Raw genomic sequence first — 13,549 nt, 5'->3', positions numbered from 1 at the left:
TGTATACATAAGACGAAAAAGAGTGTGCATCCCCCCGGATGGTTTTTATCGTATAGGGAACAAAGTTTCCTACACGATAAAAACGCCCCTGGCAAAAGCCAGGGACGACATATGCAAATATGCGTGGTACCACCCTAATTCAAGAATCCCTCGCCATTCGGCAACAGACTCTCCTCTGATTCAGATACGGAAGTCTCCTTCGATATCCTTCCCCTGTAACGTGAGGACACGGCGTCAGCTACTGTAATTCACCTTGCATCTCCCAAACCCATTCCAAACACTTCCCCATACCGGCTTCCACCACCACCGGCTCTCTGTGATGCTTCTGTTGTCTGTACTCTCTTTGTTCCTTGATTTTAACTCTTAATTTATTTTAGTTTAGCACTTTGCAGTAATACTGTCAATAGTTCTTTTGCAAATCGTAACGGTTCAGGCGGGGCATCGTCTTTCACGGACATACAATCACCCGCGTGGCCTCCCTGCTGCGCATCAGTGCGATCCCCTTGTCGATTTCCCGGAGCGGAACCCGGTGACTCACCAGTTCTTCCAGGTTCAGTCTTCCTTCTGACAGCAACGAAAGCGCTGCAGGAAAGTCTTTGCTTCTTGATCCCACCACCTGCAGCTCTTTCACGCAGAAATCTGCGGGCGCGATCTCAGATCTTGCCGATTTATTAAATCCAAACAGAAGGATACGGCCTCCGCTGTTGATCAGGTTGACCGCCTCCGGAAATATGGCACCCGCACCGACAGCATCAATTACAACATCCGGCTGCTGTCTCCACTTCTCCATCAGGGTCTCCCGTATGCTTCCCTGCACAGAATCGATTACGATTTCCGCCCCGAACCTCGCGGCTTCCTGCTTACGTTTTTCTCCTTTTGCACAGACCGCAAGATGTCTGATACCCAGAGCCCTCAAAACCTTGATATACATCAGTCCAATCGGACCAGCGCCGTACAGCAGGACATGTTCGTCCGGTTTCGGCTGAAGTTTCGTGATTCCTCCCATGATGCATGCCAGCGGTTCTGTCTGAGCCGCGGCATCCGCCGCAACACCGTCAGGAACTTTATAAAGCTGGCTGCTCTCCACCGCAAGGTATTCCGCAAAACCTCCGTCACATGTCTGTCCGTAATGAGTGTTGTGGTCGCAGATTTCTTCGTGCCCGTGTGTACACTCAAAACATCTCCCGCACGGTATGGCGGGATTGACTACGACTCGGTCTCCCGGTACGAATCCGCCTGCATTTTCACCGCATGCCTCAATTACACCGAAAAATTCATGCCCCATCACGATTCCTTCCGGCAGGTGTTGAGCCGGGGGTACCATGAGTCCGTGAAGATCGCTGCCGCAGATACTCGCCGCCCTGATCTTCAGCAGAACCTGTGTCGGACGTTTGATGACCGGGAAGGGGAGGTCCTCTACACTCAGTATCCCATTCCCCTTGAATACCGCCGCCTGCATTGTTTTCATGTCATGTTTCCTCCCGTTTTCTTTTCATTATAGCACATCACATGTCATTTTTCTTTTGATATCATGTCCAATGCCGGACACATAAAAAACAGACGGACAGGATCAGATATCTTCCGATCCCGGCCGTCTGCCAGTTCTATTCCTGTCCTCTCAGTCATCCGTCAGTTAAATGCCGTCATAAAGTCCGCTCTCCTCAAGCTTTCGAATTGCCTCCACTACAACGGGCTTATCCTCTTTATAAGTGACCCCGTACCATTTATCCGGTGACTTCAGCACCTGAACGGTTGCGGCCCCTTCCTTCAGCAGCTCACCGACCACTGACGGCAGAAAATATTCACCCTTCATCGGATTTTCTTTCAATGCCTTCCCCAGGAACTTCGGAAAACGCCTGCGCAGCTCAATCAGAAAACTCTCAGTAAAGCCCCAGAGATTCATGGATACTGTCGCATCATTCGCAAGGTATGTCCAGGTTTCCCCGTCATCCTCCGTATACGCCGCACCATCCCCGCGTTTCTCAATCCTGGTCCGTTCCTGAATGCCGCTGAGAAATCCACTCTCGTCCATCTCACATACCCCGCGCGCCACATGACCGTTTTCGGTCAGGGTGTTCTCCAGATGGTAACCAACCATGGCATACCGGTATGTCCCGTTGTCATCATGCGTCGTCAGATATTTATAGATCATGGAGAACGCTTTGCTCCCGTAATAGTCATCGGCATTGATCACAGCAAACGGACCGTTGATCTCATTTGCGGCGCTCAAAACTGCATGTCCGGTTCCCCACGGCTTCACACGCCCCTCCGGAACCTGTATCCCATCCGGAAGATTCGTCAGCTCCTGGTAAACGTATGCCACTTTCATCTTCTTTGCCACACGGTCACCGATCGTCTCTCTGAAATCAGCTTCATTCTCTTTTTTTATAATAAAAATCACTTTCTCAAATCCGGCTTTTCTCGCATCGTGAATCGAAAAATCCATAATGATATGTCCCTGGTCGTCGACCGGATCAATCTGTTTCAGCCCGCCGTAACGGCTGCCCATCCCGGCTGCCATAATTACCAGTACCGGTTTCTTCATACGTCTATCCTCCGAAAATTTAATTATCCTCTTCCTGCATCGTGTAAACCTGACGTTTTCTTGCCATCTCGTCACTTGCAAGATATTCATCGTAAGTCGTGATCTTATCGATCAGAACGCCTCCCGGCACAATCTCCATGATACGGTTTGCCGTCGTCTCCACGAACTGATGGTCATGAGATGCAAAAAGGATAACACCCGGGAACTTGATCAGACCGTTGTTCAATGCCGTGATCGCCTCCATATCCAGGTGGTTCGTCGGCTCATCCAGGATCAGCACATTCGATCCTGAGATCATCATTTTCGAAAGCAGGCATCTGACTTTCTCGCCTCCGGACAACACCTTTACTTTTTTCACGCCGTCTTCGCCCGCGAACAGCATACGTCCGAGAAAGCCACGCACATACGTTGCATCCTTGATCTCCGAATATTGTGTCAGCCAGTCAGCGATCGTCAGATCATTATCAAATTCCTGTGTGCTGTCTTTCGGAAAATACGCCTGGCTGGTGGTGACACCCCATTTGTAGGTCCCCTCATCCGGCTCAATCTCACCCATCAGGATGCGGAACAATGTTGTCTTAGCCAGCTCATTGCCGCCGACAAATGCCACTTTGTCATTATGTCCCAGCGTAAACGTGATATTGTCCAGTATCTTTTCTCCGTCGATTGTCTTTGACAGTCCCTCTACCATAAGGACCTCATTTCCGATCTCACGATTCGGACGAAAGTCAATATACGGGTATTTGCGGCTGGACGGGCGGATATCATCCAGCTGGATTTTTTCCAGCGCACGTTTACGTGAAGTCGCCTGTTTTGATTTTGATGCGTTTGCAGAGAACCTGGAGATAAATTCCTGCAGCTCCTTAATCTTCTCTTCCTTCTTCTTGTTGGCTTCCTTCATCTGTTTTACCAGCAGCTGGCTGGATTCAAACCAGAAATCATAGTTGCCGGCATACAGCTGGATCTTGCCGTAATCAATGTCTGCCGTGTGTGTGCAGACCTTATTCAGGAAATAACGGTCATGGGAAACCACGATCACCGTGTTGTTGAAGTTGATTAAAAACTCCTCCAGCCATGCGATGGCATCCAGGTCCAGATGGTTCGTAGGCTCATCGAGCAGCAGGATGTCCGGATTGCCGAATAACGCCTGTGCAAGCAGTACCTTGACCTTCTGGCTTCCCGTCAGATCTGCCATCATCGTGTAGTGCAGCTCTGTCTCGATGCCAAGCCCGTTCAGCAGCTGAGCCGCATCGGATTCGGCCTCCCAGCCGTCCATCTCCGCAAACTCACCCTCCAGCTCGCTGGCACGGATTCCATCCTCGTCGGTGAAATCCTCCTTGGCATAGATCGCTTCTTTCTCTTTCATGATTTCATACAGGCGGGCATTTCCCATGATGACGGTATCCAGTACGGAATAGGCGTCATATTTGAAATGGTCCTGCTGCAGGAAAGAGAGACGCTGGCCAGGCGTGATGCTGATGTCACCCTTTGTCGTCTCCAGCTGACCGGACAGAATCTTCAGAAATGTTGATTTTCCCGCACCGTTCGCGCCGATCAGTCCATAGCAGTTGCCTTCTGTGAACTTGATATTAACGTCTTCAAAGAGCGCCTTCTTTCCTATTCTAAGAGTTACATTACTTGCTGCTATCATGTTCGTATTTACCTCATTTTTCTATACTGACTAAATTTTTCCCAATGAGTGTATTCTGACACAGCAAAAACAGGTTGTCAAGCATTAGGCAACCTGCTTTGCTTATATTTTTATTTGGGTGGGTCCGATATTATTCCGGAGTCATCTCCGGACGGTTGATTTCTACCCAGATATTTCCCTTTTTATCGCTTTCCACACATGCCTCAACAAACCGAAGTCCCTCCGCTCCATCCTCCACATCGGCAAACGTGTATCGGGGGTCCGCCTCTTCCCCCATATATCTGGCGATCAGCGTCTGGCAGTACCCGCGGTACATATTTGCAAACGCCTCATAATAACCTTCGATCACGCCCGCGCAGATTCTGGATTGTGCCTGCGCCGAGTCATACAGAAAGCTCCTCTGTGTCGTGTACAGCTGCGGCGGTTCATCCAGCTTCGTCACCCGTAGTGTGGAGGGCATATCATGATTCCATTCGATTGATCCTTTATCTCCGTAAATCCTTATCAGCACTGCACACTCACGCCCGATTGCTATCTGCGACGTCCAGAAAAATCCTTTTACACCGTTTTCATACTCCAGCATAATCTGCGAGTCATTGTCGATCTGCATCGTCTCCGGTATCTTGTTCAGCCGTGCAAGCACTTTTTGAATCTTCAGCCCGGTCATTTTATACACCGCATATTCCAGATGTGAACCGATGTCCGCTGTGGCGCCCGAGATGCCGGAGATTTTCGGATCCGTCCGCCACATCGCCTGGTCGGAATCTTCGCCGGCGAGCGCCACAGCCAGCCAGTCCTGCGGATACTCCGCCATGATCAGTTTCACACCACCGATCTCACCATTTGCTATCATCTGTCTCGCCTGTTCGATGATCGTATAATACCCATAGGTGAACGTCACGCCAAACTGAAGATTCTTTTCCCGCGCCAGACGCTTTAATTCCTGTCCCTCCTGCGAACTCATCGCAAGCGGCTTGTCGCACATCACATGGAATCCATGTTCCAGAAAACATTTTGCAATCGCATAATGTGTATTGTTCGGCGTCGCAATCGTGACGAAATCAATCCGGTCTTCCCGTCTGCTCTCTTCCTCCGCCATCGTCAGGTAATCCGGATAAATCCTGTCCCGGCTGACGCCCCATTTTTGCCCGCATTTTCTGTTTTCACTCTCGTTTCTGGTGAAGCAGCCAGCCTTCAATTCGGCCAGATCATCAAACTCGGCGCCGTGGCGGTGCACGTCACCGATAAAGGCTCCGTTCCCGCCGCCGATTATTCCAAATTTCAGTTTCATTGCACACCCCTTTTCCTCCTCTTACCGTTCAAAGTCTACCCACGCGTTATTGTTTTCATTGCTCTTAACACATGCCTCGATAAACCTCATGCTGAGCAATCCGTCTTCGATCGTCGGAAAATGCAGTTTCTCCGGTCTTCTGCCTTCTTTTAACAACTTCAAATCTCCGCAGAAGTTTCGGAAAATATTTGCAAACGCCTCGTAAAATCCCTCCGGATGTCCTGCCGGAAGCCTGGCAAGTCTTCCCGCCTCTTCTCCCAGATAATTCCTTCCGCAGACTAACGTCTGCGACGGCTGGTTCAGAGGGTGGTAAATCAAACGGCTCGGATTCAAATGGCTCCACTCCAGAGACCCTCTGCTGCCAAACACCCGCAGTGCGATTCCGCAGTCGTTCCCTGCCGCCGCGATCGATGCCCACATCAGCCCCTGGATCTGATTTTCATAGTCGATCATCACCTGTGACTCCGTCTCCAGCGGAAGATTTCTCGGATACGTCTGAAAGCGTGCCAGTATCCTGCGCGGCTTCGCGCCCGTCACATACCGCATCAGATATTCCAGGTGTGTGCCAATATGTGCCGTACATCCCGCTTTCCCTGTTTTTTCCGGGTCCATCAGCCAGTCACTCATCACATCCGTGTCATCCGGCGTCAGGATCCAGTCCTGGGGATATTCTGCAACAATACTGAAGAGTTCTCCCAGCATACCCACCCTGATCATTCTCCTTGCCTCCTGCAGAATGGCATAGTTTGCATACGTATAGCAGACACCGAACAGCAGTCCCCGTTCTTCCGCCAGACTGCAGAGTTCCTCCGCCTGTACGCTGTCCAGTGCCACAGGTTTATCACAGATCACATGAATGCCATGTTCCAGAAATGTCTTCGCAATCTCGTAATGGATGAAATTCGGCGTCGCGATGGATATAAAATCCACACCGTCCTCTCGATTTCCTTCTACCTCCGCCATCTCCTGGAAAGATGAATACGTCCGTTCCGGCGTCACCCCCCACAGGGTGCCCGTCTGCAGATTGGCTTCCTGTTTCCTGGAAAAACATCCGGCACTCAGTTCGCAGGCAAAATCAAAGTCTGCCGCCCTTCTGTGTACCCCGCCGATAAATCCTCCGTTCCCTCCACCGACCAGTCCATATCTAAGCTTCATTTTTCACTCCTTTATTCCGGATAGACAATGATTTTCGTCGCCTCTTTTCTCCTCATCATGCCGATCCCTTTTTCTATATCCGTAAGACAGATCTCATGCGAGATAATATCTTCCAGTTTCAGCGCCGGATGCTTCATCAGCTCAAGCGCCGGCGGAAAACTGTTTTTTGTACTCAGAGTCGCATAGACCGTCAGTTCTTTCTGATTGATATCGCCAGGCCGGATCGTGGATCTCTGTGTCATATTCTGCCCAAAGACAAGAATTCTCCCGCCGCATTTCATGATATCCACTGCCTGTTCCAGCACTGCACCGGCTCCCACCGCATCCACCGCCAGATCACAGTACTCCCCCCAGTGTTCCGTCATCCAGTCACTTACGGACACTTCAGCGGGGTTCAGCACATGATCTGCTCCGCACTTTATCGCCTCTCTCTGTCGGTTTTGATCCATCTCACAGACTGCAACATTCATGACCCCAAAACACTTCAGCAGTTTGATAAAGATCAGTCCGATCGCACCGGCGCCGAACACCATCACCTTTTCATGCGGCATCGGATTTGCGCGCATCATGCCGTTCATCACGCAGGCAAGCGGCTCGGCGAGTGCCGCCACCCGGTCCGGTATTCCTTTTGGCACCGCGTGCAGCTGACCCTGCGGGACGACACAGTATTCGGCAAATCCGCCGTCCCTCCACTGCCCCATATTCTGGGCGTTCCTGCAGAGATTCTCCCTCCCGCTCCTGCATTCCGGACAGATGCCACAGCGGATATTAGGTTCGATCACGACGCGCATCCCCACCGGAAACTGTGTGACAGCCTCACCCGTTTTCACAATTTCCGCCACGAACTCATGTCCCATGATTGTGCCCGGATCGCCCCGCTGTCCGGGAGGCACACTCAAAATATGCAGGTCACTTCCGCAGATGCTTGCCGCCTTCACTCTCACCAGAACCTCATCCGGATATCTGATCTTCGGGGTCTGTACCTCCTCCACGGACAAGATTCCATTACCCTTAAAAACTGCAGCTTTCATAGCCTGTTCTCCCCTTAACTTATGTATTTTCGAATGCCGGTTACCACAACTGATCAGTTATAGAATTCCGGTTTTTCAATCAAATCAATCCTGACAGTGCCCTCTGTCAGCCGTGCCTTTGTACACGCCTCCGCGACAACCGCTGTGACGTAACCATCCCACGCCGTCGGGCATTCGCTCAGGTCATCCTTCAGCACACACTTTACCCATTCTTTCATCTCCGTCTCGTACGCTTCCTCGAAGCGTTTCGCCCAGCCGGAATAAATCTCATAGGTACGTCCGCCGTCCTTTCGGAAAATGGCGTTCGCCGGATCCGGCAGACGGACAGTTCCCTCCTCACCGACCACTTCACACTGAATATCATACCCGTACCGGCAGTTCATATAAATTTCCAGATCGATATGAATTCCGGACTTTGTCCTTAAAATCACCATCTGCGGATCGATCAGATCCTCATCCGCATTTTTTGTACTCTTCGGACAGATCAGCTGCGCAGTCTCGTACTCATCGTTCACCAGCCATCTCGTAATGTCAAATTCATGTACCAGCGCACCATTTACCGACATTTCTGTCGTATGTTTTTCGCCGGTCGGCGCCGCATTGCGGTGCTGCGCATGGACCAGCAGCGGTTCTCCGAGTTTTTGTGCTTCAATCGCCGCTTTCATCTGCCGGTACCCTTTGTCATACCTTCTCATGAAGCCGACCATCAGCAGCCTTTTGCCGCCGGCAATTTCCGCATCCATGATATTTCTGCATCCCTGAGAGGTATTTGACAGCGGTTTTTCACAAAACACATGTTTCCCTTCCCTGATCGCGGACACCACAAATTCCTCGTGTGTCCTGTCCCATGTCGTCACAATGACGGCGTCCACATCTTCCGCACCGATCAGCGCATGCGGGTCCTTCTCGCAGCGTATCCCGTACTGCCCGGCCACCGCAAGCGCTGACTCTTCTGAAATATCGTTGACGGCAACCACCTTTGCATCCGGGATGCAGGTCGCTATCCTCTCCACATGCGCCCGGCCGATTCCGCCGGTGCCTATCACTCCAACTCTGAGCATGATGTCATCTCCTTCTTTTTTATCCCAGTGTATTTGCCAGGATTCTCTCCTGCGTCATCATTTCTTTCTGCGTGATCTCAAGGGTAACGCTTCCCTTTCTCATAACATAGATCCGGTCACTCATTCCGATCAGCTCCGGCAGCTCCGATGAGATCATCAGGATTGCCACACCCTGTCTGGCGATATTATCGATGATCTGATAGATCTCCGCTTTCGCATTGACATCGATTCCCCTGGTCGGTTCATCCAGCATCAGGAGATCCGGTTTGCTGGTCAGCCACTTGGAAAACAGCACTTTCTGCTGATTGCCGCCGCTCAATGTGCTCACAAGCTGATCCATGCTGCGGCAGATGACATTCAGTTCTTTAATCCCGGCAGCTGCAATCTCTTTTTCTTTCTTCACATTGATAACATGATTTTTGAAAAGCCGCGGCAGCGATGCCAGCGTGATATTTTCCTTAATATTCTTATCAACGATCAGTCCGTCGATCTTCCGGTCCTCCGACAGATATGCCATCCCCATCGCAATTGATCTGGACGGCGAAGCATTCGTATAGTCTCTGCCCTTATAGATGACACGGCCGCCGAATACCGGACGGTCCCCAAATACACTCCTCGCCAGTTCACTTCTTCCCGATCCTACCAGGCCGCCAAGACCTACGATCTCCCCGCGGTTCACGACCAGATCCACCGGTTTGGTATTTGGAGAAATTTTTACGCCTTCAAGCCTCAGGACTTCCTGGTCCGTCACCTGATGAGTACAGTCAAACATATTTCCAATTGTTCTTCCGACCATAAGTTTTACAATGCTGTCATAGTCAAAGTCATCCATGGAGAGCGTCGTGATAGACTTGCCGTCACGCAGCACCGTGATGCGGTTCCCGATTTCCCTCAGCTCATCAAAGCGATGTGAGATATAGATGATGCTGATTCCGTCTCTCTTCATCTGCCTGATCAGTTTAAACAGATGGTCGATCTCTTTCTGTGTCAGACTGGCTGTCGGCTCATCCATGATGATGATCTTCGATTTATAAGACATCGCCTTGACGATCTCAACCACCTGCTGACGCGCCGTCGACAGATCCCGGATCATGGTCCTCGGGTCGATGTCTTCGTAGCCAAAGAAATCCAGGTACTCCCTGCTCTTCTGATAAATCGTCTGATGATCAACGAAACCATTTTTTACGGGTTCTCTCCCCAGGAAAATGTTATGCGCGATATCCAAATTGAGACAGAGGTTCAGCTCCTGATGAATAAACGCGACCCCTTTCTCCCGTGCCTCCTTCGGTCCCTTCACTTCATACGTTTCATCATTCAGCGTGACGGTGCCCTCATCCGGCGGAATGATGCCCCCGAGCACCTTCATCAGTGTCGACTTCCCGGCGCCATTTTCTCCGACGATCACATGTACCTCGCCTTCCTGCAGATCGAAGTTTACATCCTCCAGAATTTTAACCGATGTATTCCGGATTGCTTTTCCATATTCATCGAAGATATATTTCGTAATGCCTTCCATCTTCAAAATTGTTTTTCCCATATTTCCTCCTATGCCGTACTTGCTGCGGCTCAAATCAGGGATGGGTGAAAGTTCACTTTCAACCTTTCCTCCTATGCCGCACTTGCTGCGGCTCAGTCTCCCTACTGCAGAATCCGGTTCTTCAGGTTTTCAAAAACAATTGCCGCAAGGATGATAATACTCAGGATCGCCGTATACATATAGTAATTGACTCCCAGCAGACCCAGGCAGTTTTCTATGATATAGATGGTCATCACGCCGAGTACGGACCCCCACGCGCTTCCCACTCCTCCGAACAGACTTGCTCCCCCCAGAATCGCCGCCGTTATCACCTGGAAAGTGAATTCCGTTCCTCCAAGTGTCGGAACACAGTTGTTCACCCTGGTCGCCATCAGTACCGCCGCGAGTGCCGAACAGACCCCGCAAGTGACATAAGCCATCACTGTCACATATCCTGCCCTGACTCCGCTTAAACGGCTCGCTTTGATATTCAGCCCAACCGACATCAGCGTACGTCCGTAGGTAGACTTATGTAATACAAACCAGCAGATCAGTACGACTGCTGCTGCGATGTAAACCATACTGGATATTCCCAGAAATTTCGCCCTGGCGATGGCCAGTACATGCTCCGGCAGGTTTGTGATCGCACTGCCGTTGCTGACGATCTGTGCAATGCCAAAAATAATATATCCCGTTCCGAGTGTCACGATAAACGCCGGGATCTTTACGATCTGAACCAGCAGCCCATTCACCAGCCCGCAGATCCCCCCAATGATCAGCGTCAGTATAAGAGCCGCAATGAGGGGAAGCTCCATCCTGATCGCAAACATCCCGAACATATAGCTGCAGAATCCCAGGGTATATCCGACCGAAAGGTCGATGCCGCCCGTCATCAGTACAAACGTCATACCGAGGCAGGAGATCGCCGGAATCGCTGATTGTGTCACGATGTTCAGGTTGTTGTCCAGATTTGCAAAATTCTTTACAAAGATCATGCCGGCCAGCCAGATGAACAAAAAGATGATCACATTCCCTCTGTGTTTCACAAATTCTCTGATGATTTTCTTTTTCTCAGGTGCAGCGTCTGCACCACGAACTGTATCGGTCATATGATGTCACCTCCTGTTTAAAATACTTTCGCCGCTTCGAGTTCCCTGTTGCGGTTATAGACACTGATCCCCACTACGATGATGATCGCCGCACCGATTGCCAGGTTCTGAAAATACGGATGGATTCCCAGCATATCCAGCGCGTTTCTGAGGAAACCGATGATCAGCGCTCCCAGCACCGACATCCAGGCTTTCCCCTCACCGCCCAGCATGCTGACACCGCCGATCACAGATGCGGCAACCGCGTCCAGCTGATAAGTAGATCCCTGCGTAGGATGTACGGTGTTCATCTGAGCGCTCAGCAGGATACCCGCAAGCGCCGCATACAGACCGCAGAGCGCGAACGCAAAAACCTTGACCTTGTCCACGTTGACGCCTTCCATTTTCAGTGTCGTCTCATTGCCGCCCAGCGCATAGATATGTTTTCCCATTCTGGTACGTCTGAGGATTACGGTTGTGATAACCAGAAACACAAGCATGATCCAGGTATTGACCGGTATCCCGATAAACAGTGTGTTTCCGATCGCCTGATAAGAGGCCGGCATACCGCTGATGGAACGTCCCTGTCCGATCACCAGTGCCATTCCGAGAGTGATCTGTCCTGTCACATAGGTGGCAATAAACGCCGGAATATTGATCTTCGAAACCAACAGCCCGTTCAGTACACCGATGACCAGTCCGACTGCCATTCCGATCAGTATCGCCGGCAGAATAGGAAGGCCCGATAGCATCAGCATTCCACTGATCATAGCACAGAATGCCATAACTCCTCCCGTACCCAGGTCTATCCCCTTGATGATTAAAACCAGCGTCATTGCCAGTGCACAGATTGCGATAGTTGAGCTCTGCCGCGTCACATTCATGATATTATTGAAGGTAAAATAGTTTGGAATAAAGCTTCCTGCAATCATAAACGCCGCCAGCACAGCCAGAATAAACATATACTTTTTCTTAAACCTTATTTTCTTCACGGGTAGCCTCCTGACTTTTCTGATGTCAATGCCTTTGAAAGCGTTCGAGCCATAGAAACTATGGCCCGAAATATGATACATCCAATCCTGGTATCAATGCATTAATAAGCAATCTCTCTGGATTCTTCAATATTATCAGGATTCATAAAGAAGTAACCGGAGTCAATAAATTTCTCAAGGGTATCCGGATCCGTCTCTTTGCTCAATATTCCAAGCAGTGTTTCCGCAGATTTCTGACCGATCACGCCCGGATACTGCGCTACAACGCCGTAGCATGTTCCGGCTTCAATTGCATCAAGAGCAGAGATATTGCCGTCTACAGAAATCACACAGACATCATCCCCTGTTTTGCCTTTGTTCTGGTATGCGCTGATCACACCCGAGAGCATACCGTCCGAACACAGAAAGATTCCTTTGGTATCCGGGTTTGCTGTCAGCATGTTTTCCGTCACCTGCATCGCCACATCACTCTGCCACTCGCCACTCTGCTCATTGACCAGTTTTACCGGGCTTCCTTCCAGACCATCCGTGAATCCCTGCGCACGAAGCTCTCCACCCATTGCACCGGATGCACCCCGCACCATCACAACTTCACCTTCACCGATCTTATCGATCATCTGTTTCGCCGCTTCCTGTCCGATCTTATAGTTGTCGGAACCGACGTATGTCGCATACAGGTCCTCATGTCCCTCATCGATCGCCGCATCTGCGATAATAACAGGAATTCCCGCAGTTTTTGCCTTTTCCAGCGCCGGAATCACCGCACTTCCGTCCATCGGCGCCACGATCAGGCCATCGACATTTTTATTAATCGCATTTTCAATGTTTTCCACCTGTTTGGCAACCGCAAGTTCATCCCCGGAAAGGATCAGTTCAAAATTATAGCCCGCCGCCTCTACAACCTTCTGTGCCTCTTCCGCCATAACCCGCTGAAACTCGTTATTGGTGATCGTCTTCGTACTGAATACGATTGTACCTTTGGAGCCTCCGGTATCATCGGATTCCTTCGAGGCATCATCCGCTTTTGCATCAGCCTCCGGTTCTTCTGCACTGCTGTCAGAACCTCCGGAGCTGCTGTCACCCGCCGGCGCACTCTGCTGTGTCGTACATGCCATCAATCCAACTGCCATAACCCCCGCCATTAAAACCGCCAACATCTTCTTCATTTTCAAATCTCCTTTCTCTCCTGTTTTTGTTTTATCTTCATTAAATAATGAAC

At 50.6% G+C, this 13,549-nt stretch carries 11 protein-coding genes and 1 other annotated feature; all 11 genes read right to left on the bottom strand.

Going from position 1 to position 13,549, the window contains the following annotated elements; genetic code table 11:
• Positions 1-97 precede the first annotated feature (97 nt).
• Positions 98-360 (bottom strand) — a binding site (T-box leader).
• Positions 361-448: 88 nt separating this feature from the next.
• Positions 449-1,468, bottom strand: coding sequence for a zinc-dependent alcohol dehydrogenase (locus NQ502_RS16095; protein ID WP_028527374.1), 1,020 nt, complete (start codon positions 1,466-1,468; stop codon positions 449-451).
• 165 nt (positions 1,469-1,633) lie between these two features.
• Positions 1,634-2,545, bottom strand: a complete 912-nt coding sequence (locus tag NQ502_RS16090; protein ID WP_028527375.1) for a sugar phosphate nucleotidyltransferase — start codon at positions 2,543-2,545, stop codon at positions 1,634-1,636.
• A 19-nt stretch (positions 2,546-2,564) separates the two neighbouring features.
• Positions 2,565-4,196 carry an ABC-F family ATP-binding cassette domain-containing protein gene (locus tag NQ502_RS16085; RefSeq protein ID WP_028527376.1) on the bottom strand — a complete coding sequence of 544 codons (1,632 nt, stop codon included), beginning with the start codon at positions 4,194-4,196 and terminating at the stop codon, positions 2,565-2,567.
• A 130-nt stretch (positions 4,197-4,326) separates the two neighbouring features.
• The gene (locus tag NQ502_RS16080; RefSeq protein ID WP_028527377.1) at positions 4,327-5,487 is read right to left on the bottom strand and encodes a Gfo/Idh/MocA family protein; all 1,161 of its coding nucleotides are present in this window, start codon (positions 5,485-5,487) and stop codon (positions 4,327-4,329) included.
• Between the two features lie 21 nt (positions 5,488-5,508).
• Positions 5,509-6,642 (bottom strand): Gfo/Idh/MocA family protein, encoded by a 1,134-nt coding sequence (locus NQ502_RS16075; protein WP_028527378.1) that lies wholly within the window; start codon positions 6,640-6,642, stop codon positions 5,509-5,511.
• Positions 6,643-6,653: 11 nt separating this feature from the next.
• The gene (locus tag NQ502_RS16070) at positions 6,654-7,673 is read right to left on the bottom strand and encodes a zinc-dependent alcohol dehydrogenase (protein ID WP_044982934.1); all 1,020 of its coding nucleotides are present in this window, start codon (positions 7,671-7,673) and stop codon (positions 6,654-6,656) included.
• Between the two features lie 53 nt (positions 7,674-7,726).
• Entirely contained in the window at positions 7,727-8,734 is a 1,008-nt protein-coding gene (locus tag NQ502_RS16065; RefSeq protein WP_207637649.1) for a Gfo/Idh/MocA family oxidoreductase, read from the bottom strand.
• A 19-nt stretch (positions 8,735-8,753) separates the two neighbouring features.
• Positions 8,754-10,271: a sugar ABC transporter ATP-binding protein gene (locus NQ502_RS16060; protein ID WP_028527381.1), complete on the bottom strand. Its 1,518-nt coding sequence runs from the start codon at positions 10,269-10,271 to the stop codon at positions 8,754-8,756.
• Positions 10,272-10,372: 101 nt separating this feature from the next.
• Positions 10,373-11,359, bottom strand: a complete 987-nt coding sequence (locus tag NQ502_RS16055) for an ABC transporter permease (protein WP_028527382.1) — start codon at positions 11,357-11,359, stop codon at positions 10,373-10,375.
• Positions 11,360-11,376: 17 nt separating this feature from the next.
• On the bottom strand, positions 11,377-12,330 hold the full coding sequence (locus NQ502_RS16050) for an ABC transporter permease (protein ID WP_049898011.1): 954 nt from the start codon (positions 12,328-12,330) through the stop codon (positions 11,377-11,379).
• A gap of 101 nt (positions 12,331-12,431) precedes the next feature.
• A complete protein-coding gene (locus NQ502_RS16045) occupies positions 12,432-13,496 on the bottom strand; it encodes a sugar ABC transporter substrate-binding protein (protein WP_028527384.1) in 1,065 nt (354 codons plus the stop codon).
• Between the last annotated feature and the right edge of the window lie 53 nt (positions 13,497-13,549).

The organism is Ruminococcus gauvreauii, from assembly GCF_025151995.1.
GTDB classification, from domain to species: Bacteria; Bacillota; Clostridia; order Lachnospirales; family Lachnospiraceae; genus Ruminococcus_G; species Ruminococcus_G gauvreauii.
Note: the sequence above shows the minus strand (reverse complement) of the source record. Positions and strands in the feature narration are given on the sequence as shown.

Bases quoted from the DNA above. Each gene is read 5' to 3' on its own strand.
- NQ502_RS16055 (WP_028527382.1), bottom strand. From the start codon at position 11,359: ATGACCGATACAGTTCGTGGTGCAGACGCTGCACCTGAGAAAAAGAAA.
- NQ502_RS16045 (WP_028527384.1), bottom strand. From the start codon at position 13,496: ATGAAGAAGATGTTGGCGGTTTTAATGGCGGGGGTTATGGCAGTTGGA.
- NQ502_RS16075 (WP_028527378.1), bottom strand. From the start codon at position 6,642: ATGAAGCTTAGATATGGACTGGTCGGTGGAGGGAACGGAGGATTTATC.
- NQ502_RS16070 (WP_044982934.1), bottom strand. From the start codon at position 7,673: ATGAAAGCTGCAGTTTTTAAGGGTAATGGAATCTTGTCCGTGGAGGAG.
- NQ502_RS16090 (WP_028527375.1), bottom strand. From the start codon at position 2,545: ATGAAGAAACCGGTACTGGTAATTATGGCAGCCGGGATGGGCAGCCGT.
- NQ502_RS16060 (WP_028527381.1), bottom strand. From the start codon at position 10,271: ATGGGAAAAACAATTTTGAAGATGGAAGGCATTACGAAATATATCTTC.
- NQ502_RS16065 (WP_207637649.1), bottom strand. From the start codon at position 8,734: ATGCTCAGAGTTGGAGTGATAGGCACCGGCGGAATCGGCCGGGCGCAT.
- NQ502_RS16095 (WP_028527374.1), bottom strand. From the start codon at position 1,468: ATGAAAACAATGCAGGCGGCGGTATTCAAGGGGAATGGGATACTGAGT.
- NQ502_RS16085 (WP_028527376.1), bottom strand. From the start codon at position 4,196: ATGATAGCAGCAAGTAATGTAACTCTTAGAATAGGAAAGAAGGCGCTC.
- NQ502_RS16080 (WP_028527377.1), bottom strand. From the start codon at position 5,487: ATGAAACTGAAATTTGGAATAATCGGCGGCGGGAACGGAGCCTTTATC.